This is a genomic window from Micromonospora aridisoli (assembly GCF_056150025.1).
Genome location: NZ_JAXCFK010000005.1, coordinates 98,369 through 120,034, shown reverse-complemented (window position 1 = coordinate 120,034; position 21,666 = coordinate 98,369). Strand labels below are relative to the sequence as shown.

Genomic DNA, 21,666 nt, shown 5'->3' with positions numbered 1-21,666 from the left:
AGAAGTCCGGGTTGAGGGCCTTGCTGGCCTCGAACGCGGGAGCGCGATTCGTCTCCACCACGATCGAGGTGGCGGCCCTCGTCGCGCTGCTGTTGGCGGCGGTGGGCGGCTCCCGGCTCTGGGCACTGCCGCCGGCCCTGCTCGCGGCCGGCCTGCTGGCCTGGACGTGGCGTGGTGCGTTGCGCGGGGGAGCGGTGCCCACCGCGAAGGCGGTCGTGCCACGGGTACTCCTGCTCGCCTGCGCGTACCTGCTCGGCGTGGTGCACGGCGGCGTCGATCCCGCGCTCGCCGTCGGCGTTGCCCTGGCCGGTCTGGCGGTGCTCGGCGAGGCGCCGCTGGGGTTCATGTCCCGTGCCGCCTACCCGGTCACCGCCAACCTGCCGGGGATCGGGGCGCGACCCTACCGGCGCCCGAACACCAGCCGCGTCGTGCTGGTCAACGGTGCCGCGGTGCTGGTGGCGCTCGGCTGCGCGTTCACCGGCGCCCTCGGGGTGATCTCCGCGGCGGTGTCGGCGGCCGCGCTCGGCCTGGGACTGATCACCTCGTGGCAGGCGCTGACCAGGGTACGGGCCAGGCGGACCAGCGAGCAGAACCTCTTCACCGCGCTGTCCGCCTACGAGCCCGCGTTCGTCGTGCACTGGAACGCACCCGCCGGCACCGCGTACCAGATCGCGATGTGGCTGCCGTACCTGGAGCGCCTCGGTCGGAGGTTCTTCGTGCTGGTCCGCAGCGAGGCCAACTTCAACGAGGTCGCGGCGCTCACCAAGGCTCCGGTGGTGCTCCGGACCGCCCTGGAGGACCTGGACGACGTCGTCACCCCGTCCCTGCGGGTCGCCTTCTACGTGAACACCGCGACGAGGAACAACCACCTCATCCGGTACACGAAGCTGACGCACATCCAGCTCAACCACGGCGACAGCGACAAGGTGCCGAGTCACAACCCGGTCTTCCGGATGTACGACAAGAACTTCGTCGCCGGCCAGGCAGCCATCGACCGGTTCGCGGCCAACGGGGTGAGCATGCCGATGGAGATGTTCACCGTCGTCGGGCGGCCCCAGGTGGAGAACGTGGCGGTGGCGGCCAAGCCGATCGCCTCGATCGCCAACCCCCGGGTGCTGTACGCACCGACCTGGGCGGGTTTCTACGCCGACTCGAACTACTCCTCGCTGCACGTCGGCTACGACATCGTCAAGGCCCTGGTCGCGCGCGGTTGCAGCATCGTCTTCCGGCCCCACCCGTACAGCCGCCGGTCCCCGGCGCTGGCCCGTGAGTGTGACCGGATCCAGGCGCTGCTGGACGAGGACCGCCGCGTCAACGGGCGGCAGCACGTCTTCGGCAACCAGGCCGAGGTGAAGATGTCGGTGGTCGACTGCTTCAACGCCTCGGACGCGATGGTGTCGGACGTGTCGAGTGTGGTGGCCGACTATCTGTACTCGGAGAAGCCCTTCGCGATGGTGGCCGTCTCGACGTCGGCGGTGACGTTCACCGACGAGTTCCCGTTGGGGCGGGCCGGCTACATCATCGACGCGCACAGCGGCCGGGTGCAGGGACTCGACACGATCCTCGACGACTTCCTCGGTGCCGACCCCCTGGCTCCCACCCGGCACGACCTCAAGAAGTACTACCTCGGCGACATCCCGCCGGAGCGGTACGCCCAGCACTTCCTGGACGAGGCGTCGCGCCACCTCTGAGGCTCCACCTACCGGCTCCGGCCCGGCTTCACGCCGGGCCGGAGCCGGTCCCGTTCGGGTAGCGGCTCGACGCCGCCCGGAACCGGTTCCCGGTCGGTCAGTGCCGGGCCGTCGGCTCCCGCGCGGGCCCGGAGGGCTGGGCGACGGGTTGGTTCCAGCGGAGGATCACCCGCCGGCCGTGTTCGTGACCGAGCAGGCTGAGGGTGGCGGTGTCCAGCCGGAGCAGCCCGCCGGCGGAGGGCGGCAGGCCGATCCACCGGGCGCCCAGCACGCGCAGCGCGTGCGCGTGACCGACCAATGCGACCGGGCCGCGGTCGAGCAGCGGATGCAGCTTGGCGAGCAGTCGGTCCAGGCGCTCACCGACCTCGCTGGGCGACTCGCCGCCCGGGCAGCCGTCGGTCCAGACGCTCCAGCCGGAGTGTTCGTCCTGGATCTCGGCGGTGGTACGGCCCTCGTAGTCGCCGTAGTGCCATTCGGCGAGATCGTCGTCGGAGCGGGTCACGGTCAGCCCGGCCAGCTGCGCGGTGCGCAGTGCCCGCGTGCGTGGGCTGGTCAGCACCGCGACGAACCGACGCTTGGCGAGGGCCGGCTCGAGCGCCCGGGCCTGTCGCTCACCGTCGGGGGTGAGCGACAGGTCGGTGTACGAGGTGTGGCGGCGGCTCGCGCTCCACGTGGTCTCGCCGTGCCGGATGAGCAGGATCTCGTTCACGTCGCCGCACCGCTCCGCTCCGCGGCACGGTGCGTGCCCACCGTGCCGACCCTGACTTGCTCGCGCATGCCCTCAGTCAACCAGGCCGCTGCGCCCGCTGCCGGGCGGCGACGGGATCGGCCGCGGCCAGGCGTTGTCGTCGCCGCTGTCCCGATGGCTGGGGCGCGGACTTACGGGTACCGTCGGATCATGCACTCAGGCGTCGCCTCGATGAAGCTCTGGACCCGCCGCTGACGGCGGCAGGGTTGACCGGCTTTCTCTGATCCGGCTCTGTTCCGCCGTCCTGGCGTTCCCGCCGGGCGGCGTGTCGTCGCTGCCCGGCTCCACGACGAGCCGAAGAGCGCAGAGTGAACAGTTCCGAACCAATTCCATCGCATGATCCGACCGTCGGCCTACCGGCCGGTGACCGGGCGCACGTCCGAGCCGCCGGTGTCCGGGTGGTGCTGGGCGGCCGGGTCGTGCTCTCCGAAGTCAGCGTGACCGTCTCCGCGCGGTCCCGCCTGGCCGTCGTTGGCGAGAACGGCCGAGGCAAGACGACGCTGCTGCACGTGCTCGGTGGTGTGCTCGTACCCGACCGGGGCACGGTGGAGCGGGTCGGTACGGTCGGCGTCGCGAGGCAGGCGTTGCCGGCGCGGGACGGTGAGACGGTCGGCACCCTCGTCCTGGCCGCGGTGGGGGAGTCCCGGCGGGCGTTGCGGGCGTTGGACGACGCGGCGACGGCGCTGGCCGAGGACCGGCCCGGGGCGGACACCTGGTACGCCGCCGCGCTCGACGCCGCGACCCGGCTGGACGCCTGGGACGCCGAGCGCCGCGTCGACGTGGCGTTGGCCGGGCTCGACGCCTGCACCGACCGGCAGCGCCCGCTGTCGACGTTGTCGGTCGGACAGCGCTACCGGGTCCGTCTGGCCTGTCTGCTGGGGGCACGCCACGACCTGCTGATGCTGGACGAGCCGACCAACCATCTCGACGCGGACGGTTTGGCGTTCCTCACTTCCCGGCTGCGTCAGCATCCGGGCGGGGTGGTGCTGGTGAGCCATGACCGTGCCCTGCTCGGTGACGTGGCCGAGGAGTTCCTGGACCTCGACCCGAGCGAGGACGGTCGACCGCGACTCTTCGCCGGTGGCTACGCGGCCTGGCAGGCCGGGCGTCGACGTGAGCGTGAGCGCTGGGTCCGCGACCACGAAGCCCAGCGGGCCGAGCACCAGCGGTTGGCCGACGCGGTGAGCGAGGCACGGCAACGGCTGAGCACCGGCTGGCGACCGGAGAAGGGACACGGCAAGCACCAGCGCCAGTCCCGGGCCCCCGCGGTGGTGCAGGCGCTGCGTCGACGCCAGGAGGAACTCGACGCCCACCGGCTCACGGTGCCCGAGCCACCGCCGCGCCTGCGCTGGCCCGACCTCGACACTCGGCCCGGGACACCCCTGCTGCGCTGTCACGACGTCACCGTGGCCGGGCGCCTGAGCCGGCCGGTCACTCTCACCCTCGACGGCGGGGACCGGCTGCTGGTGACCGGGTCGAACGGGGCGGGCAAGTCGACCCTGCTCGGGGTCCTGGCGCGCAACCTCGAACCGTCGACCGGCGCCGTCCGGCATCTCGCGCGGGCCCGCGTCGCGTACCTCGGGCAGGAGGTTCCGGGCTGGCCGCCGGATGTGCTCGCCGGTGACCTGTACGACCAGCACGTCGGCCGGCTCGAGTCCCGAGGGCGGCTCGATGTCGACCGGCCACCTTTGACCGCTACTTACCTGCTTGACCGGGAGGCCCTCCGTACCCCCGTCGGCCGGTTGTCCCAGGGCCAGCAACGGCGGTTGGATCTGGCACTGCGGCTGGCCGAACTGCCCGATCTGCTGATCCTCGACGAGCCCACCAACCACCTGTCGATACCGCTCGTGGACGACCTGACCGCGGCCCTGCTGGAGACCCGGGCCGCGGTCGTCGTGGCCACCCACGACCGGCAGATGCTCGACGATCTCGCCGCCTGGCCGACCCTCTCGCTCGATCTGGCCGGACCGGCGTGACGATCCGGCGGATCATACCTAGTGTCCTAGGATGCCTTAGCGGATGTGCCTCACCACACCCGCACAGGACGCTCCGCCAAGCAGCACCGACGTCACCCGACGAGCCGTTTCAGGTCTCGGGACGGGGGGACACCAAGGGGAGCGGAGCGGTCCGCTCCGCCAACCGCCGAGGTAGGCAGGGAGGCGACATGAGCTTCACCGACAAGGCGAAGAACAAGGTCGAGGAACTGAGCGGCGCCGCCAGGCAGCGCATCGGCGACATGACCGACAACGAGCGCATGCGGGCGGAGGGCGCCAACCAGCAGGGCGATGCCCGTGCCCGTCAGGCCGGCGAGAACGTCAAGGATGCCGGGCGCAACGCGAAGGACGCCTTCACCAGGTGACCGCCCAGTACCGAAGCGGGCCGCCGGATCATCCGGCGGCCCGCTTCGTGGTGGGGCAGGGGAAGGCGGCGGGCGGCGTGCCGCCGGGCGAGGTCAGTCGTTGCGGTGGGTCCGCCACCACTGCCGGCCGGCCTCGGGGAGGGTGTCGATCGGGTCGTAGTAGGCGTAGCGCTTGCTGAGCGCCTCCAGGTCGGCGGACTCGATGGAGGTTCGGTAGTTCTTCGTCCAGTAGGAGATGCCGCGTTCCCGGTCGTACTCGGTGACCATGTGCACCCAGCGCTTGCCGACGAAGGGCACGTCGCAGACGATCCGCGGAGTCGCGTACCCGGGCAGGTAGCCCATGATGTCGTGCTGGAGCTGCTGGGCGTGCCAGACCGGGACGCGCCAGTGCTCGGCGTTGGGGATCATGTCGCACATGTAGAAGTAGTAGGGCAGGATGCCGGCTTCGCCCTGCAGGGCGAAGCAGAGGTCGAGCAGGTCGGTGCTGGTGGCGTTGACCCCGCGCATCAGCACGCCCTGGTTGCGTACGTCGCGGACGCCGATGTCGAGGGCGGTCTGGGCGGCCCTGGCGACCAGTGGGGTGAGCGACTGTGCGTGGTTGACGTGGGTGTGGATGGCGAGGTTGACACCGCGGCGTGCGGCGGTGCGGGCGACGCGTTCCAGCCCTTCGACGACGTCGGGTTGCAGCCAGTGCTGGGGCAGGCCCATGAGGGCCTTGGTGGCGAGCCGGATGTCGCGGATGGTCTCGATCTCCAGCAGGCGCATCAGGTAGGACTCAAGGTTGCGCCAGGGCACGTTGGCCACATCGCCGCCGGAGACGACGACGTCCCGCACCCCCGGGTGGGCCCTGAGGTAGCCGATGTGGGCGTCGTAGCGGTCGACGGGCTTGAGGGTGAGCTTGAGCTTGTCCACCGTGGGGGTGGAGTTGCCGACCAGGTCCATGCGGGTGCAGTGGCCGCAGTACTGCGGGCAGGTGGAGAGCAGTTCGGCGAGGACCTTGGTGGGGTAGCGGTGGGTGAGGCCCTCGGCGACCCACATGTCGTGTTCGTGCAGGGAGTCCCGGGTGGCGTAGGGGTGCGACGGCCAGTCGGTGAGCCGGTCGGAGGCGACGGGGATCATGTAGCGCCGGATGGGGTCGTCGAGCAGCGCCTCGGTGGTCGGCGGGGCGGACGGCACCATGGTGTTGATCATTTGTGGTGTCACGAGCATGGACATCGTCGCCAGGGCGCGCTGGTCGGCTTCGAGGTCGGCGTAGAAGGTGTCGTCGACGGTGTCACCGAGTACGGTGCGCAGCTGCTTGAGGTTCTTGACGCAGTTGACGCGTTGCCACTGGGCGCTCTCCCACTGGTCGCGGGTGACCGTGCGCCAGCCGGGGAACCGGGTCCAGTCGGGTTCGACGAGTGGGGTGCGGCGGTATTCGTAGGGCTGGCCGGTGCGCGTGGTGGTGGGGGCCGGCTGGGGCGCCGGGATGGTCTGCACCGGCGGTCGGGTCTGGGTCACGGCCCCTCCTCTGGTTTGCCTGGGTGGTCAGCGACCCGAAGGCTACTGGAAAAATTTCGGTAGAGAAATTATTCTGCCGTAAGTTTTCCCGCCATGCGAGTCCGAGACGGGGCTTCAGGCGGTCGGGTAGGGGAGGTTGGCGTGACGTCACCGGTGGGTCTGCACCGCGTCGTGGAACCCGCTGGGGTGCTGCCGCAGGCCGCGTGGCGGCTGGACGCGCGTCCGGAGATCGCGCCGAACGAGGTGCGGATCCGGGTCGAGCGGCTGAACCTGGACGCGGCGAGTTTCCGCCAGTTGTCCGAGAAGCACGCCGGGGACGGCGATGCGGTCCGTGCCGAGGTGCTCCAGATCATTTCCAGCCGGGGGAAGATGCAGAACCCGGTGACCGGGTCCGGCGGCATGTTGATCGGCACGGTCGAGGAGGCCGGACGGCGCTCGCCGTTGGGGTTCAAGGCCGGCGAGCGGGTGGCCACCCTGGTGTCGTTGACGTTGACCCCGCTGGTGGTGACGGACGGGTTGGCCCGCTGGGACGGTCGTAGCGAGCAGGTGCCGTGCGAGGGGTGGGCGATCCTGTTCGCCCGGTCGGTCGCGGCGGTGCTGCCGGCGGATCTGGATCCGCAGCTGTCCCTGGCGGTGCTGGACGTGTGCGGTGCGCCGGCGTTGACCTCCCGGGTGGTGTCGCGGTATGTGGCCGAGCGGGCGGCCGAGGGGGACGCGCGACCGGTGACGGTGGCGGTGGTCGGCGGAGCGGGCAAGAGTGGTTCGTTGTCGCTGGCGGCGGCGCGGCGGGCGGGCGCGGGCCGTACGGTCGGGGTGGTGCCGGTGGTCGCGGAGCGCGACGCGCTGGTGGCGGCGGGTCTGGCCGACGCGGTGGCGTTGGCCGACGCCCGGGATCCGGTGGCGTTGTCGACGGCGGTGACGTCTGCGCTGGGGGTGCCGGCGGACGTGACGGTGGTCTGCGTTGATGTGCCGGGTTGTGAGCACGGTGCGGTCCTGGCGACGGCGGACGGCGGCACGGTGATCTTTTTCTCGATGGCGACGAGCTTCGCGGCGGCGGCGCTGGGTGCGGAGGGCCTGGCGGCGGACGTGACGATGCTGGTCGGTAACGGGTACGTGCCGGGGCACGCCGAGTTGGCGTTGGGACTGCTGCGCGGCGAGCCGGGGGTGCGTGGCCTGTTCGAGGCGCGGCTGGCGGCAGACTGAGGCCATGAAGAACAACCCCTCGACGTTGTACCGCGCCGGTGTGCTGCACTGCCCGGCGGATCCGTCCGCGACGGCGCTGTTGGTCCGCGACGGGCGGATCGCCTGGTTGGGTACGGATGGCGACGCCCCGTCGGCGGACCGGGTGGTGGAGCTGGACGGCGCGTTGGTGACGCCGGCGTTCGTGGACGCGCACGTGCATGTCAGCGACACGGGTCTGGTGTTGTCGGGGCTGGATCTGTCCGGGGTGCGGTCGGCCGGTGAGCTGTTGGACGCGGTGGCGGCGTACGTGGCGGGTCTGCCGGCGGACGCGGTGGTGCTGGGGCACGGGTGGGACGAGTCGACGTGGCCGGTGCCGCAGCCGCCGTCGGCGGAGCAGGTGGGGCGGGCGGCCGGGGGCCGGCGGGTGTACCTGTCGCAGGCGTCGATCCATTCGGCGTTGGTGTCGTCGGCGTTGTTGGCGGCGTGTCCGGAGGCGGTGGCCGCGCCGGGGTACGACGAGTCGGGTTGGTTGCGCCGTGACGCGCACCACGTGGTGCGGGCGGTGGCGCGGGCGTCGGTGACGCGGGCACAGCGGGTGGCTGCGCAGCGGGTGGCGTTGGCGCATGCGGCGTCGCTGGGGATCGCGGCGGTGCACGAGTGTGGTGGGCCGGAGATTTCCGACGAGGAGGATTTCACCGGCCTGTTGGGGATCTCGGGTGCGGGGGTGCCGGAGGTGTACGGCTACTGGGGTGAGCTGGGTGGTGCGGCCCGGGCCCGGGAGCTGGGTGCGGTCGGCGCCGGCGGTGATCTTTTCGTGGACGGCGCGTTGGGTTCGCGGACGGCGCATCTGTCGCAGCCGTACGCCGATGGTGACGGGTGTGGTCACGGTTATCTGAGCGCGGACCAGGTTCGTGATCATTTGTTGGACTGTGCCGCGCACGGGATGCAGGGCGGGTTCCATGCGATCGGTGACGCGGCGGTGTCGACGGTGCTGGAGGGTTTCGCGGCGGCGGCGCGGACGGTGGGTACGGATCGGCTGCGGACGGCGCGGCATCGGGTGGAGCATGCGGAGCTGGTGGATCGGCGGTTGATCGCCGGGTTCGTGGAGTTCGGGGTGGTGGCGTCGATGCAGCCGGCGTTCGACCGGTTGTGGGGTGGCGCGGGCCGGATGTATGAGACGCGGTTGGGGTTGGCGCGGTCGTTGGCGTCGAATCCGATGGGGGCGATGCACGGGGTCGGGGTGGCGTTGGCGTTCGGTTCGGATTCTCCGGTGACGCCGTTGGATCCGTGGGGGTCGGTGCGGGCGGCGGTGGCGCATCACAACCCGGTGCAGCGGATGAGTGTGCGGGCGGCGTTCGCGGCGCACACCCGGGGTGGCTGGCGGGCGGTGCATCTGGACAGCGAGGGGGTGCTGGCCCTGGGTGCGCCGGCGACGTTCGCGGTGTGGTCCACGCCGGCGGGTGTGGAGCGGGGGTTGCCGGTGGTGCAGTCGGAGGATCCGGAATTGCGTGGTGCGGGTGATCCGACGCCGTTGCCGGTGTGTCGGCGCACGGTGCTGCGTGGTGAGGTGATCTATGAGGAAGGGTCCGCGTGACTGGGAAGCTTGACCTGGATCCGGTGCTGGTGGCGCGGGCGCGGGAGTTGGCGCGGCGGGCCGGGTTGCCGGTGGTGGAGCTGGCGCGTGGTCACACCACGGTGTCGGTGGAGCGGGCGGTGCTGCGGTTGGCCGGGGTGGCCGGGGCCGATCCGGACGGGATTCCGTGGGTGAACCGTCTGGTGGACGCGGTGGTGGCGGATGTCGGGTTGGGTCACGGGGTGGCGCTGCCGGTGTTCGACGCGCTGGCGCGGGAGCAGATCAGCGATGTGACGTTGCTGGCGCAGAAGGCGGCCGCCGGGTCGGTGCGGTTCGTCCAGCCGACGGGTAGGGCGGCTACCGCTGCCCGGCGGGCGGCGCGTGCGGCGGTCGCGGCCGGGATCCGGCGGATCGATCGGCGGCGCGCCGAGCGGGAGCGGTTGGTGAAGCGGTACGGGGATCCGCCGCGGCGGCCGTGGATCTATCTGATCGTGGCGACGGGGGACATCTACGAGGACATTCCGCAGGCGCAGGCGGCGGCGCGGGCCGGCGCGGATGTGATCGCGGTGATCCGGTCGACGGGGCAGTCGCTGTTGGATTACGTGCCGGAGGGGGCGACCCGGGAGGGGTTCGCCGGTACGTACGCGACGCAGGAGAATTTCCGGCTGATGCGGGCGGCGTTGGATGTGTCGTCGAAGGAGCTGGGTCGGTATGTGCGGCTGACGAACTACGCGTCGGGGTTGTGCATGCCGGAGATGGCGACGCTCGCGGGTCTGGAGCGTCTGGACATGATGCTCAACGATTCGATGTACGGGATTTTGTTCCGGGACATCAATCCGGTGCGGACGTTTGTGGATCAGCGGTTCTCGCGGCAGGTGCACGCCCGGGCGGGGATCATCATCAACACCGGTGAGGACAACTACCTGACCACCGCGGACGCGGTGGATGAGGCGCACACGGTGACGGTGTCGCAGTTGCTCAACGAGTATTTCGCGCATGAGGCGGGGTTGGCGGACTGGCAGTTGGGGCTGGGGCACGCGTTCGAGATCAACCCGGATGTGCCGGAGTCGTTGCGGTTGGAGTTGGCGCACGCGTTGCTGGCGCGGGAGCTGTTTCCGGACGCGCCGTTGAAGTGGATGCCGCCGACGAAGCACATGACCGGGGACGTGTTCCGGGGGAATCTGCTGGATGGTTTCTTCAACCTGGTGGGTGCGCTGACCGGGCAGGGGATTCTGCTGGTGGGGATGATGACGGAGGCGGTGGTGACGCCGTGGTTGTCGGATCGGGACATCGCCCTGCAGAACGTGCGGTACGTGTTGGGTGCGGCCGGTGGGTTGGCCGAGGATTTCGTGCCGGCGTCGGGTGGGTTCATTCAGCAGCGGGCGAACCGGGTGCTCGGCGAGGCGGTGGAGCTGCTGGAGCGGATCGGTGAACAGTCGTTGTTGACGGCGATCGCCGAGGGCACGTTCGGGATCATGAAGCGGCCGGCGGACCGGGGTAAGGGTCTGGACGGGGTGGCGCGGCATGAGGCGGACTACTTCAACCCGGCGACGGAGATTCTGGAGCGGCCGGGCGCGCGAGGAATGGGCGAGCGCGGCGAGCGAGTCCCGCAGTCGCGACCTGAGGAGGTCCGGTCGTGACGGGCGGGACGGTTGTGCGGCCGTACGGGGACACCACCGGTGACGGCATGGTGCAGGTGTCGTTCACGTTGCCGGTGCCGCATGACAAGCGGGCCGAGGGTGCGGCGGTGCAGTTGGCGAACCGGATGGGCATCGACCCGGCGTTGCTGGTGCACGCGAAGCCGGTTGGTGACGGGTTCACGTTCTTCGTGGTGTACGGGCGGGTGAACCATCTGGTGGACCTGTCGGCGGTGCGGGTGGTGGAGCGGGACTTTCCGCTGCTCAGCGCCAAGGAGGTCAACGCGGTGGTGAAGCGGCGGTTGCGGCGGAAGCTATCGGTGGTGGGTGCCTGTATCGGCACGGACGCGCACACGGTGGGTATCGACGCGATTCTCAACGTGAAGGGCATCGCGGGGGAGAAGGGCCTGGAGTACTACCGGGAGTTGTCGGTGACGAACCTGGGGGCGCAGGTGAGTGTGCCGGAGCTGGTGGAGGCGGCGCGGGTGGCGCGGGCCGACGCGGTGCTGGTGTCGCAGGTGGTGACGCAGCGGGACGCGCATCTGCACAACACCCGGGAGATGTCGGCGGCGTTCCGGGAGGCGATGCCGGCGGGTCGGCGGCCGTTGCTGATCGTGGGTGGGCCGCGGTTCGACGAGTCGCAGGCCGCCGAGCTGGGGGTGGATCGGATCTTCGGTCGGGGTACGACGCCGGGTGAGGTGGCGTCCTACCTGGTCCACGCGTTGATCACGAACAAGAAGGCGAAGGTGGCATGACTGACCGGCGGTTGGGTGTGACGGTGACGCATCGGCGGTATGTGCCGTACGCGCACGCGCACTACGCGGGGAATCTGGTCGACGGGGCGTACGCGTTGGGCCTGTTCGGGGACGTGGCCACCGAGGTGTGCATCCGTACCGACGGGGACGAGGGGTTGTTCGCGTCGTACTCGGATGTGCAGTTCCGGGCGCCGATGCGGGCCGGTGACGTGTTGGAGGTGGTGGCGACGGTGACGCGGGTGGGTACCCGCAGCCGCACCATCGACTTCGAGGCGCGGGTGGTGTGCCGGGGTCGGCCGGATCGGGGCGGGTCGGCGGCGGAGGTGTTGGCCGAGCCGCTGGTGGCGGTGACGGCGACCGGCACGGTGGTCGTGCCCGCCGCGGCGTGAACGTCGCGGTCTGCGCCGACGTCGGTTCGACGTACACGAAGGTCGCGGTGGTGGACCTCGACGGTGGTGGGCTGGTGTCGGCGGCGGCGGCGCCCACCACGGTGGGGTCGGATGTGCTGCACGGTCTGGACGCGGCGGTGGCCGCGGCCACCGCCGGGCTCGGCTCGGGTGAGGTGCCGTGGTTCGTGTGTTCGTCGGCGGGGGGCGGGTTGCGGCTGGCGGTGATCGGCTACGAGCCGCTGGTGACGGCGCAGGCGGGTCGGCGGGTGGGTCTGTCGGCGGGGGCGGACGTGGTGCACGTGGCGGCCGGCCGGGCGGGTCGGGCGGAGTTGACGGCGTTGCGGGCGGCTCGCCCGGACGTGGTGCTGCTGGTGGGGGGCACCGACGGCGGGGACGCCGACACGCTCACGCACAACGCGACGCGGCTGGCGCGGGCCCGCTGGCGGGTGCCGGTGGTGTTGGCGGGCAACGTCGACGTCCGGGACGACCTGCACGGGCTGCTGGCGGGGGCGGGGGTGCCGGTGACGGTGGCCGACAACGTGCTGCCCCGCATCGGGGTGTTGGCGCCGGTGTCGGCGCGGGCGGCGATCCGGCGGGTGTTCCTGCGGCATGTCATCGGTGGTAAGGGGTTGTCGCGGGGTCGCCGGTTCGCCCGGCTGGTGCGGGCGGCGACGCCGGACGCGGTGTTGTCGGGGGTGGAGGTGCTCGCCGACGTGGCCGGTGGTGACCTGGTGGTGGTCGACGTGGGTGGTGCGACGACGGACGTGTACTCGGTGCTCACCCCGGACGAGCGGGCCAGCGGGCCGGGCCGGGAGGTGGCCGGTGAGTTGTGGCGGGCCCGGACGGTCGAGGGGGACCTGGGTGTGCGGTGGAGCGCCCCCGGGGTGGTGCGGGCGGCGGTCGAGGAACGTCTGATCGCGGTGGGCGAGGGTGACGGGTTGGCGGTCGCGGCGGCGGCGCGTGCGGCCGATCCCGGGCTCCTGCCGGCGGATGCGGCCGGGCGGGCGGTGGACGCGCGGATCGCGGTGTTGGCGGCGACGGTGGCGTTGCGGCGGCACGCCCGCGGGGTCGGCACCGGTGAGCGGGCCGGCCGGGACCTGCGGGACGTGCGGTTGCTGGTGGGTTCCGGTGGGGTGTTGAGGTACGCCCCGGACAACGACGCGGCGGGGGTGTTGGACGCGGTGTTGTCCGACCATGCCGGTGGGTGGGCGTTGCCGCGGGCGGCCCGGCCGGTGGTGGACGGCGACTATGTGCTGGCCGCGGCCGGGTTGCTCGCCGGGGAGCATCCGGTGGCGGCTCGGGCTCTGCTGCGGCCGCTGCTGGGTTGACCAGGGTGGACGGCCGCTGTCGCGGGGGGTGCTTGTCCGGCGGCCGGTGGGTGGTCCGGGGCTGGCGTCGTGGTGGTGGCGGCCACGACACGCCGGGGCGGGGCGACGACTCGTCGGGGGTGGGTTGACAAGGCCGGGGGTGGGCCACGTACCGTCTTTGAGTCCTACCACGGGAAGCGGCTGTTGTTCGCTTCGTCCCTTCGTCCGCTGGCCGAGCGACACGGTGCATGTTCAGTCGCGGCGGCCAGGTCCAGCGGGCGGGGGTCGGCGGGGCGGCGCGAACCGGCCGCGGTTACCGGTGTACGGGCAGGATGGGATGCACGGCCAGTAGACAACGGCCCGGCGGGGACAGCCAGTCATCGTCCGGTCGGTCCGAAGGTCGGCGTGTCACATTCCGCCGCACCGGCCGGGAGGGGCCTGGGAGCATCGGGGCGCGGCGTATGCCGCGCCCCGACTTCATTGAGTCCCTTTGTCGACCTTCCCGGTGCGCTGTGATCGACGGCACGGCGCGTGCGTTCAGCTGTCGGCCCTGGCGGGGCGGGCCCGCACGTGCAGGCGTTCGCCCTGCGGTCCGAACAGGTTGAGCACTTCGGTGGGTTCGGGGCCGGGGTTGGTGACGCAGTGCGGCACCCGGGTGTCGAATTCGGCGACCTCGCCGGGGGCCAGGAGCAGGTCGTGTTCGCCGAGGCGCAGCCGCAGTTGGCCGGAGAGCACGTAGAGCCACTCGTAGCCCTCATGGGACTGCGGTTGCGGGTCGGCGGGGGTGTGCGGGGGCAGGATCTGTTTGAACGCCTGGAGGCCGCCGGGGCGGCGGGTCAGCGGCAGGAAGGTCATGCCGTGCCGGACGATGGGGCGGGGGCGTACCCGTGGGTCGCCGACGGCGGGTGCGCCGACGAGTTCGTCCAGCGGTACCTGGTGGGCGCGGGCCAGGGGCAGCAGCAGTTCCAGGGTGGGGCGGCGCTGCCCTGATTCGAGTCGGGACAGGGTGCTCACCGAGATGCCGGTGGTGTCGGCGAGTTCGCTCAGGGTGGTGCCGCGACGTTTGCGCAGGGCGCGCAGCCGAGGCCCGACCGCCGCCAGCACCGCCGCCTCCTCGTTTGCCATAGCAGCAACGTTACTTGTCGTTTGCCGGTGTGGGTTGCAGGGTGTGAGTCAGCAGCGACGAGGGGGCGGACATGGACGACAGGTACGACGTGGTGGTGGTCGGTGGCGGGGCCGCCGGGTTGGCGGGGGCGCTGGCACTGGCCCGGGCGCGGCGCAGTGTGCTGGTGGTGGACGCGGGGGAGCCGCGTAACGCCCCGGCCGGCGGGGTGCACAACTATCTCGGGCGGGAGGGCACGCCGCCGGCGGAGCTGATGGCCGTGGGGCGGGCGGAGGTCACCGCGTACGGGGGGCAGGTCGTGGCCGGTCGGGTCGACGCGGTGACCCGCGACGACAGCGGCTTCGTGGTCATGGTCGACGGTGGCCGTACGGTGCGGGCCCGGCGGCTGCTGGTCACCACCGGACTCGTCGACGAGCTGCCCGAGGTGCCGGGGCTGACCGAGCGGTGGGGGCGCGACGTGCTGCACTGCCCGTACTGCCACGGTTGGGAGGTCCGCGACCGGGTGATCGGGGTGCTGGCCACCGGGCCGATGGCGGTGCACGCGGCGCGGCTGTGGCGGCAGTGGAGCCCGCACGTGCGGCTGCTGCTGCACGACAGCGCGCCACCCGGGCCGCAGGAGACCGAACAGTTGGCGGCCCGCGGCATCGCCGTCGTGCCCGGGCGGGTCGTCGGCGTGGAGACCGCCGGGGACCGGCTGGCCGGGGTGCGGTTGGACTCCGGGGAGCTGGTGGAACTCGACGCGGTGGTGGTGGCCTCCCGGATGACGGCCCGGTCGGCGCTACTGGAGTCGCTCGGGTTGACCCCGGTCGACGTGGAACACTCCGGTCACGTCATCGGGCAGCGGATCCCGGCCGACGCCAACGGCGCCACCGACGTGCCGGGGGTGTGGGTGGCCGGCAACGTGACCGACGTGACCGGCCAGGTGATCAAGGCCGCCGGGGGCGGCCTCACCGCCGCGGCGATGATCAACATGGATCTGGTGGAGGAGGACACCCGCGACGCGGTGGCCGAGCACCGGCGGCAGCGGGAGACCATGTTCACCGAGGCGGCCTGGGAGGAGCGCTACCGGTCCAAGCCCGCGGTGTGGAGCGGCCGACCGAACCCGCAACTGGTCGCCGAGGTGACCGGGTTGACCCCCGGCCGGGCCCTGGACGTGGGCAGCGGTGAGGGCGCCGACGCGGTGTGGCTGGCCGAACGCGGCTGGCAGGTCACGGCGCTGGACATCTCGACCGTCGCACTGGCGCGGGCCGCCGCCCACGCGCGAAGCGCCGCCGCCGAGGTGGCCGAGCGCATCGAGTGGACCCACACCGACCTGCTCGCGTGGTCGCCCCCGGCCGGCGCCTACGACCTGGTGTCGGCGCAGTTCATGCACCTGCCGCCGGAACCTCGGCGGGAGGTGTTCGCCCGGCTGGCCGACGCGGTCGCCCCCGGCGGCCGGCTGCTGATCGTCGGGCACCACCCGCGGGACCTGCGTACCACGGCCCACCGTATGCACTATCCGGAGATGATGTACACCGCCGAGCAGGTCGCGGCGGAACTGGATCCGGAGCGTTTCGAGGTGCTGACCGCGCAGGCCCGGCCCCGGACGGTGACCGACCCGGACGGGCGCGACGTCGTGGTGCACGACGCTGTCCTGTTGGCTCGCCGCCGGTGACGGCGGTGGTATCCCCGGGCGGGCCGCTTCGCAGGACGGCGGCCGGGCGGCCGGTCGCAATGGCCGGGTAGCCTTCGGCGCGTGATCGCGTCCGACCCGCCCGTGACGACCGTGGACCGTGCCGCCGGTGCCACCTCGCCGCCGCCCGCCCGTGTGCCGGTGGGCCCGGTGCGTCTGCCGGTGGCCGTCGCCATGGCGGTGGCCGCCGGCGTGGCGCTGCTGGTGGCGTTCCCCCCGTACGGCTGGTGGCCGCTGGCGCCGGTCGGTGTCGCGCTGCTGGCCGCGGCGACGCACCGGCGGCGGTTGCGCGCCGGAGCCGGTCTGGGTTTCCTGACCGGTCTGACCCTGTTCGCGCCGTTGCTGGCCTGGACGAACCTGCACACCGGCTACCTGCCGTGGGTGCTGCTGTCGCTGCTGCAGGCCGGCTACCTGGCGCTGCTGGGGCTGGCCACGGCGTGGGTGTCGCCGCTGGCCGACCGCCTGCCGGCGGTGTGGCCGGCGCTGACCGGGGTGCTGTGGGTGGGGCAGGAGGCGCTGCGTGACCGGACCCCGTTCGGCGGGTTCCCGTGGGGGAGGCTGGCGTTCGGCCAGGACGACTCGCCGCTGCTGCGGCTGGCGGCGCTGGGCGGCGCGCCGCTGGTGACGTTCGCGGTGGCGCTGGCCGGTGGGCTGCTGGTCGCCGGGGCCTGGTGGACGGTACGGGCCCGCCGCGACGCCGGCGGCACCCGGTGGTGGGCGCCGGCGGCCGGATGCGCGGCGACGGTGCTGCTGCTGCTCGCCGGTGGGCTGCTGGTGCCGGTGGCCACGACCCGCGACTCGGCGAGCGTGACCGTGGCCATCGTCCAGGGCAACGTGCCCCGGTTGGGGCTGGACTTCAACGCCCAGCGGCAGGCCGTGCTCGACAACCACGTCGACGCCACCATCGCCCTGGCCGGTGAGGTCGCCGCCGGCACCCGCCCCCGACCGGACCTGGTGGTGTGGCCGGAGAACTCCAGCGACATCGACCCGCTGCGCAACGCCTCGGCCGGTACGCGGATCTCCGCCGCCGCCGACGCCGTCGGCGTGCCGATCCTCGTCGGTGCGGTGCTGTTCGGGCCGGAGCAGGGGCAGGTGCGCAACGCGGGACTGCTGTGGCGTCCGGGTAGCGGTCCCGACCTGGAGCAGCTGTACATCAAGCGTCATCCGGTGCCGTTCGCCGAGTACGTGCCGCTGCGTCGGATCGCCCGGATGGTCAGTGACCAGGTCGACCGGGTGCGGGCCGACTTCGTGGCCGGCACCGAGCCGGGGGTGGTCGACAGCGGGCCGGTGCTGCTCGGGGACGTGATCTGCTTCGAGGTCGCCTACGACGGGCTGGTCCGCGACACCGTCGTCGGTGGGGCGCAGCTGCTGGTGGTGCAGACCAACAACGCCACGTTCGACGAGGCGGAGGCGCGCCAGCAGTTGGCGATGGTGCGGCTGCGGGCGGTCGAGCACGGGCGTGCGGCGTTGATGGCCTCGACGGTCGGGGTGTCCGGGTTCGTCGCCCCGGACGGGCGGGTAAGCGACGCCACCGGGTTCAACACCCGCGCGGTCGTGGTGCGGCAGCTGCGACTGACCGAGGGTCGCACGCTGGCCACCCGGGTCGGGGTGCTGCCGGAGGTGGTGCTGGCCGGGCTGGCCGTGGCGGCTCTGGCCGGTGCGGCGGTGCTGCGGCGCCGGCGGGGCGGCCGATCCGGACAGGTGGCCGCCGACCCGGGGTGAAGGGGGCAGCGGTGATGCGCGGAACCGACATCCGTCCGGTGATGACCGGGGTGCCCGGCGTGGGTCGGGTGCTGGTGGTCATTCCCACCTACAACGAGGCCGACAACGTCACGGCGATCGTGCGGCGGGTTCGTGAGGCCGCGCCGCAGGTGGAGATTCTCGTCGCCGACGACAACAGCCCCGACGGCACGGGCGCGATCGCCGAGGGCCTCGCCCGGGTCGATCCGCGGGTGCACGTGCTGCACCGGGAGGGCAAGCAGGGGTTGGGCGCGGCGTACCTGGCGGGGTTCGCGTGGGCACGGCGGCGTGGTTTCGACGCGGTGGTGGAGATGGACGCCGACGGCTCACACGCCCCGGAGGACCTGCCGGCGCTGCTGGCCGCGGCCCGCGACGCCGACGTGGTGATCGGGTCGCGGTGGACCCGTGGTGCGCGGGTGGTCAACTGGCCGTTGCGGCGGCTGCTGCTGTCGCGGTGCGGCAACCTGTACGCGCGTTTGGCGCTGGGCATGCCGGTCGCCGACGCCACCGGCGGCTACCGGGTGTACCGGGCCGGGGTGTTGGACGCGCTGGATCTGGACTCGGTGTGTTCGCAGGGGTACTCGTTCCAGGTGGAGTTGTCCCGGTTGGCCCACCGTGCCGGGGCGCGGATCGTGGAGGTGCCGATCACCTTCGCCGAACGGGAGCGTGGCGCCAGCAAGATGAGTCCGTTGATCGTCGTCGAGGCGTTGTGGCGGATCACCGGCTGGGCGGTGCGGGACCGGCGGACGGCGATGCGGCGTGGACTGCACGCCGCCACGGCCGGGCAGGCGCGGTGGCCCTGAGCCAGGGCGTGTCATGCTGGGGACGGGACGGCTGCGCCCGTCGGGCGGGCCGAGACGATGAGACGTCGTGAGGCGGATGGGGTGATATGCGCCGAGCACTGAGGTTCGTACCGTTGGCCCTGCTGGTGTCCGTGGCCGTGGAGATCGCCGTGTTCGTGCTGGTGGGTCGGGCGATCGGCTTCGGCGCGGCGACGTTGCTGGTCTTCGCGGCCTCGCTGCTGGGTCTGGTGCTGCTGCGTCGCGAGGGCGTGCGGGCGTGGCGGGGGTTCCGGGAGGCGGCGCAGTCGGGCCGGCCGCCCGGCCGGCAGGTGACCGACGGGCTGGTGGGGCTGGTCGGCGCGCTGCTGCTGGCCTCTCCGGGGCTGGTCAGTGGCGTGGTGGGGCTGGTGCTGCTGGTGCCGCCGGTGCGGCGGCTGATCCGTGGCGGGCTGCAACGTGTCGCCGAGCGCCGGGTGTCGTCGATGACCGCCGGTGACCTGTTCGGGCCGCGGCGGGTGCGGGTGTACCGGGGTGGGCCGCAGCAACCGGCGCCGGCGCCGCCGCAGGAGCCGTCACCGCAGACTCCGGTGCGTCCGGTGGTCGAGGGTGAGGCCATCGAGGGTGAGATCGTGGAGCCCCGCAACGGTTGAGCGTGCACGACGACGCCCCCGGAGATTCCGGGGGCGTCGTCGTGGTGTTTCGGGTCAGGCGCGACCGCGGCGGGTGCGGACCTCCTGCAGCCGCTCGGCCAGAATGTCCTCCAGCTCGGCGATCGAACGCCGCTCCAGCAGCATGTCCCAGTGGGTGCGCGGCGGCTTGGCCTTCTTCTGCTCCGGCTCACTGCCGTCGACCAGGCGGGCCACGCTGCCGTCGAACTTGCACTCCCAGGTGGTCGGCACCTCGGCGTCGACGGCGAATGGCACCTCGAACTGGTGACCCTTGGCGCACAGGTACTCGCGGGTCTGCCGCGGCGCGAGCTCCGTGTTGCGGTCGGATTCGTAGCTGACCGCGCCCAGTCGGCTACCGCGCAGCATACGCTCGCCCATGTTCGACTTCCCCTCTTCGGTGGTGCTGGTCCTATCGGTGTAACGGTCCGTCAGCGGCGGGCCATTCCCGCGGCCGCGCCTCGACGCCCCGAACGCCCGGGTGCGTGGTCAAGGGTAGCCGGCCATCACGTACGCCCGGCGGGGGTCGTCCCAGCCGGGTCGTCTCGGCGGACCGTCGCCGCCAGCGGGAATGGTAACCGGCCGCAGCCTCGGTACGGCGACGCCGCGAGGTGACGCGCCGGTCCGGCCGGCCGGCGCGGCCCACGCCGGAGCGGCCGGCGTCGGTCAGCCCGCCCGTGGCGTGGGCGGTAGCGGCAACGGCAGCCCCGGCAGACCGTCGATGCTGCTGGCGATGTCGTCCTTGCCGGCGAAGTACGCGTCCAGCGACGTGTCGTCCTCCCGGGCGAAGCGGCGGGCGTGCAGGTCCCGGTCGGCGTCGTAGGTCATCAGCGGCACCGCGTAGCCGCAGGTGTCGCGGATCAGCCGGGCGTGCACCACGATGACGGCCCGTAGGCCGTGCCGGGTGGTGTCGATGTCGGGAAAACGCGCGAGCAGGCCCGGGAAACGGGGATCGTCACGGAACACCGGCTCACCCCTGCCGTGCACCCGCACGATGTTCGGCGGGCCGGAGAAGGCGCACCACATCAGGGTGATCCGGCCGTTCTCCCGCAGGTGGGCGATGGTCTCGGCGTTGCTGCCGGCGAAGTCCAGGTAGGCCACTGTCTGCTCGTCGAGCACGGTGAGACAGCCGCGCAGGCCCTTGGGGGAGAGGTTGACCGTGCCGTCACCGGCCAGCGGCGCGGTCGCGGTGAAGAACATCGGCTGCGCCTCGATGAACTCCCGCAGCCGGCCCTCGATGCGCTCATACGTCTTACCCATACCGCCATCCTCCCCCGGCCGCGCCCGTCGATGTGTCCCGATTGGACGGTGTTCGAGGTGCCCCCGACCGCACCACCGAACCAGGTCAGGGGGTGGGGCGGGTGAGGGCGGTGGCCAGGTCGGCGACCTTGGCGGCCAGCTGCGCCACCCGCTCGCGGGCGTCGTCGCGGTCGGCCTCGGTGGCGCGCAGGCGTACCGTCAGCTCGGCGACCTGGCCCTCGGCGGCACCGACCGCCGCGCGGACGCCGGCCAGCTCGTCCCGCAACCGGTCGACGTGGGCGGCGGCGACAGCCTGCTGCTCGCCGGCCTGCCGCGCCTCGGCCAGCGCCCGCTCGCGCTCGGCGTCGGCCTGCGCCCGGGCCTGCGCCGCCCGCTCGGCGTCCGCGCGGGCCGCCGCCGTGTCCGCCCGGGACCGCTCGACCTCCACCGTGAGCCGCGCAGCCTCGGCCCGGGCCTGCTCGGCCTCCGCGCGGGCCCGCTCGGCCGCGGACCGCGACCGGTCCAGTTCGGTCCGCAACCGGCCGGCTTCGGCCACCGCCTCGGCGGTGGCGCCGGCAGCACGCTCGGCCTCGGCGCGGGCGGCATCGCGCTCGGCGGCCAGCTCACCACCACGGCGGCGTTCGGCGGCCAGGTCGGCACGCAGCGCGGTCAGTTGGGTTCCGGCGGCATCCCGGTCGGCCTCGGCCTGCGTCCGCAGCGCCTGCGCGGCCACGGCCTCCCGTCGGGCCTCGTCACGGGCCGTCTCCGCGTCCTGCGCCCGCTGGGCGGCGGACGCGGCCTCCTGCGCGGCGCGGGCGGCCTCGCCGAGGGCGGCGTCACGCTCGGCGGTCGCGGTCTGGGCGTGTCGGCGTTCCCGTTCGGCGCGGGCCGTGGCGTCCTCGGCGACCCGCAGCGCCTCGTCGCGTTCGGTCTGCGCCGCCGCGACCTCCCCGGCGGTCTCCGCGCGCAGCTGCGACAGCTGCCGCTGCACCCCGGCCGGGGACAGCTCGGCGTGCAGCGCCTCGGTCAGCGTCGCCACGATCTGGTCGAGCCGGTCCACCGCCTCCCAGGTGCGGGCCACCTGGCCGGGCAGGCCCGGGGCGTTGCGGTGTCGCATGCGGCTGTTGCGGGAGGCCCGCTGGCAGGCGCCGTCGTTGTCCCGGCAGTACCGGAACGGGCGGCCCGCCCCGGCGCGCTGCGGCACGTCACGTCCGCAGTGGGCGCAGGGGCGGGTGTCGGCGGCGGTTGTCGACTCAACGTCCATCGAACGGGCAGTCTAGGCCCTGCCCTGTCGATCATGCTGG

At 72.7% G+C, this 21,666-nt stretch carries 18 protein-coding genes and 1 pseudogene; 13 read left to right on the top strand and 6 right to left on the bottom strand.

Translation table 11 applies throughout. The annotated features are described in order from the left end of the window. Positions 1 to 11: 11 nt before the first annotated feature. Positions 12 to 1,691 carry a CDP-glycerol glycerophosphotransferase family protein gene (locus SM447_RS12550; RefSeq protein ID WP_474572929.1) on the top strand — a complete coding sequence of 560 codons (1,680 nt, stop codon included), beginning with the start codon at positions 12 to 14 and terminating at the stop codon, positions 1,689 to 1,691. Positions 1,692 to 1,788: 97 nt separating this feature from the next. On the opposite strand, the gene SM447_RS12545 is transcribed toward SM447_RS12550, so the two are convergent. Next, complete coding sequence (locus SM447_RS12545) at positions 1,789 to 2,400, bottom strand: histidine phosphatase family protein (protein WP_474572928.1); 612 nt, start codon at positions 2,398 to 2,400, stop codon at positions 1,789 to 1,791. Between the two features lie 347 nt (positions 2,401 to 2,747). On the opposite strand from SM447_RS12545, the gene SM447_RS12540 reads away from it, so the two are divergent. Further along, complete coding sequence (locus SM447_RS12540) at positions 2,748 to 4,415, top strand: ABC-F family ATP-binding cassette domain-containing protein (RefSeq protein ID WP_474572927.1); 1,668 nt, start codon at positions 2,748 to 2,750, stop codon at positions 4,413 to 4,415. 188 nt (positions 4,416 to 4,603) lie between these two features. Continuing rightward, the gene (locus tag SM447_RS12535; RefSeq protein ID WP_474572926.1) at positions 4,604 to 4,798 is read left to right on the top strand and encodes a CsbD family protein; all 195 of its coding nucleotides are present in this window, start codon (positions 4,604 to 4,606) and stop codon (positions 4,796 to 4,798) included. A 93-nt stretch (positions 4,799 to 4,891) separates the two neighbouring features. On the opposite strand, the gene SM447_RS12530 is transcribed toward SM447_RS12535, so the two are convergent. Then, positions 4,892 to 6,298: a KamA family radical SAM protein gene (locus SM447_RS12530; RefSeq protein ID WP_474572925.1), complete on the bottom strand. Its 1,407-nt coding sequence runs from the start codon at positions 6,296 to 6,298 to the stop codon at positions 4,892 to 4,894. Between the two features lie 141 nt (positions 6,299 to 6,439). Between SM447_RS12530 and kdd the strand changes: the two genes are divergently transcribed. From kdd to SM447_RS12500, 6 genes and pseudogenes are all read left to right on the top strand, one after another. After that, on the top strand, positions 6,440 to 7,501 hold the full coding sequence (gene kdd, locus SM447_RS12525; RefSeq protein ID WP_474572924.1) for an L-erythro-3,5-diaminohexanoate dehydrogenase: 1,062 nt from the start codon (positions 6,440 to 6,442) through the stop codon (positions 7,499 to 7,501). A 4-nt stretch (positions 7,502 to 7,505) separates the two neighbouring features. After that, positions 7,506 to 9,074 carry an amidohydrolase gene (locus SM447_RS12520; protein ID WP_474572923.1) on the top strand — a complete coding sequence of 523 codons (1,569 nt, stop codon included), beginning with the start codon at positions 7,506 to 7,508 and terminating at the stop codon, positions 9,072 to 9,074. Continuing rightward, positions 9,071 to 10,630: pseudogene (gene kamD, locus SM447_RS12515) on the top strand (lysine 5,6-aminomutase subunit alpha); the annotation flags it as partial. The gene SM447_RS12520 and the pseudogene kamD, both read left to right, overlap by 4 nt. Before the next feature lie 59 nt (positions 10,631 to 10,689). Next, a complete protein-coding gene (gene kamE, locus SM447_RS12510; protein ID WP_474572922.1) occupies positions 10,690 to 11,445 on the top strand; it encodes a lysine 5,6-aminomutase subunit beta in 756 nt (251 codons plus the stop codon). Then, complete coding sequence (gene kal, locus SM447_RS12505; RefSeq protein WP_474572921.1) at positions 11,442 to 11,834, top strand: 3-aminobutyryl-CoA ammonia lyase; 393 nt, start codon at positions 11,442 to 11,444, stop codon at positions 11,832 to 11,834. The genes kamE and kal overlap by 4 nt, the downstream gene beginning before the upstream one ends. Continuing rightward, positions 11,831 to 13,162, top strand: coding sequence for a glutamate mutase L (locus SM447_RS12500; protein WP_474572920.1), 1,332 nt, complete (start codon positions 11,831 to 11,833; stop codon positions 13,160 to 13,162). The genes kal and SM447_RS12500 overlap by 4 nt, the downstream gene beginning before the upstream one ends. 516 nt (positions 13,163 to 13,678) lie before the next feature. Here SM447_RS12500 and SM447_RS12495 read toward each other — a convergent pair. Next, positions 13,679 to 14,266 carry a helix-turn-helix domain-containing protein gene (locus SM447_RS12495; RefSeq protein WP_474572919.1) on the bottom strand — a complete coding sequence of 196 codons (588 nt, stop codon included), beginning with the start codon at positions 14,264 to 14,266 and terminating at the stop codon, positions 13,679 to 13,681. Between the two features lie 71 nt (positions 14,267 to 14,337). Between SM447_RS12495 and SM447_RS12490 the strand changes: the two genes are divergently transcribed. From SM447_RS12490 to SM447_RS12475, 4 genes are all read left to right on the top strand, one after another. Further along, entirely contained in the window at positions 14,338 to 15,918 is a 1,581-nt protein-coding gene (locus tag SM447_RS12490; protein ID WP_474572918.1) for an FAD-dependent oxidoreductase, read from the top strand. 81 nt (positions 15,919 to 15,999) lie between these two features. Next, a complete protein-coding gene (gene lnt / locus SM447_RS12485) occupies positions 16,000 to 17,658 on the top strand; it encodes an apolipoprotein N-acyltransferase (RefSeq protein ID WP_474572917.1) in 1,659 nt (552 codons plus the stop codon). 14 nt (positions 17,659 to 17,672) lie between these two features. After that, positions 17,673 to 18,479 (top strand): polyprenol monophosphomannose synthase, encoded by an 807-nt coding sequence (locus tag SM447_RS12480; RefSeq protein WP_474573264.1) that lies wholly within the window; start codon positions 17,673 to 17,675, stop codon positions 18,477 to 18,479. Between the two features lie 86 nt (positions 18,480 to 18,565). Further along, a complete protein-coding gene (locus SM447_RS12475) occupies positions 18,566 to 19,108 on the top strand; it encodes an FxsA family protein (protein ID WP_474572916.1) in 543 nt (180 codons plus the stop codon). A 54-nt stretch (positions 19,109 to 19,162) separates the two neighbouring features. Here SM447_RS12475 and SM447_RS12470 read toward each other — a convergent pair whose 3' ends face one another. From SM447_RS12470 to SM447_RS12460, 3 genes are all read right to left on the bottom strand, one after another. After that, positions 19,163 to 19,504, bottom strand: a complete 342-nt coding sequence (locus tag SM447_RS12470; protein WP_046564157.1) for an RNA polymerase-binding protein RbpA — start codon at positions 19,502 to 19,504, stop codon at positions 19,163 to 19,165. Between the two features lie 285 nt (positions 19,505 to 19,789). After that, entirely contained in the window at positions 19,790 to 20,383 is a 594-nt protein-coding gene (locus tag SM447_RS12465) for a pyridoxamine 5'-phosphate oxidase family protein (RefSeq protein WP_474572915.1), read from the bottom strand. 85 nt (positions 20,384 to 20,468) lie between these two features. Then, positions 20,469 to 21,626, bottom strand: a complete 1,158-nt coding sequence (locus SM447_RS12460) for a hypothetical protein (RefSeq protein ID WP_474572914.1) — start codon at positions 21,624 to 21,626, stop codon at positions 20,469 to 20,471. Positions 21,627 to 21,666: the final 40 nt, after the last annotated feature.

What these genes read in the sequence shown, in the direction of transcription:
- kal (WP_474572921.1), top strand. Translation starts at nt 11,442, where the DNA reads ATGACTGACCGGCGGTTGGGTGTGACGGTGACGCATCGGCGGTATGTG.
- SM447_RS12495 (WP_474572919.1), bottom strand. Translation starts at nt 14,266, where the DNA reads ATGGCAAACGAGGAGGCGGCGGTGCTGGCGGCGGTCGGGCCTCGGCTG.
- SM447_RS12520 (WP_474572923.1), top strand. Translation starts at nt 7,506, where the DNA reads ATGAAGAACAACCCCTCGACGTTGTACCGCGCCGGTGTGCTGCACTGC.
- SM447_RS12535 (WP_474572926.1), top strand. Translation starts at nt 4,604, where the DNA reads ATGAGCTTCACCGACAAGGCGAAGAACAAGGTCGAGGAACTGAGCGGC.
- SM447_RS12475 (WP_474572916.1), top strand. Translation starts at nt 18,566, where the DNA reads ATGCGCCGAGCACTGAGGTTCGTACCGTTGGCCCTGCTGGTGTCCGTG.
- SM447_RS12460 (WP_474572914.1), bottom strand. Translation starts at nt 21,626, where the DNA reads ATGGACGTTGAGTCGACAACCGCCGCCGACACCCGCCCCTGCGCCCAC.
- SM447_RS12465 (WP_474572915.1), bottom strand. Translation starts at nt 20,383, where the DNA reads ATGGGTAAGACGTATGAGCGCATCGAGGGCCGGCTGCGGGAGTTCATC.
- SM447_RS12480 (WP_474573264.1), top strand. Translation starts at nt 17,673, where the DNA reads ATGCGCGGAACCGACATCCGTCCGGTGATGACCGGGGTGCCCGGCGTG.
- SM447_RS12490 (WP_474572918.1), top strand. Translation starts at nt 14,338, where the DNA reads ATGGACGACAGGTACGACGTGGTGGTGGTCGGTGGCGGGGCCGCCGGG.
- SM447_RS12470 (WP_046564157.1), bottom strand. Translation starts at nt 19,504, where the DNA reads ATGGGCGAGCGTATGCTGCGCGGTAGCCGACTGGGCGCGGTCAGCTAC.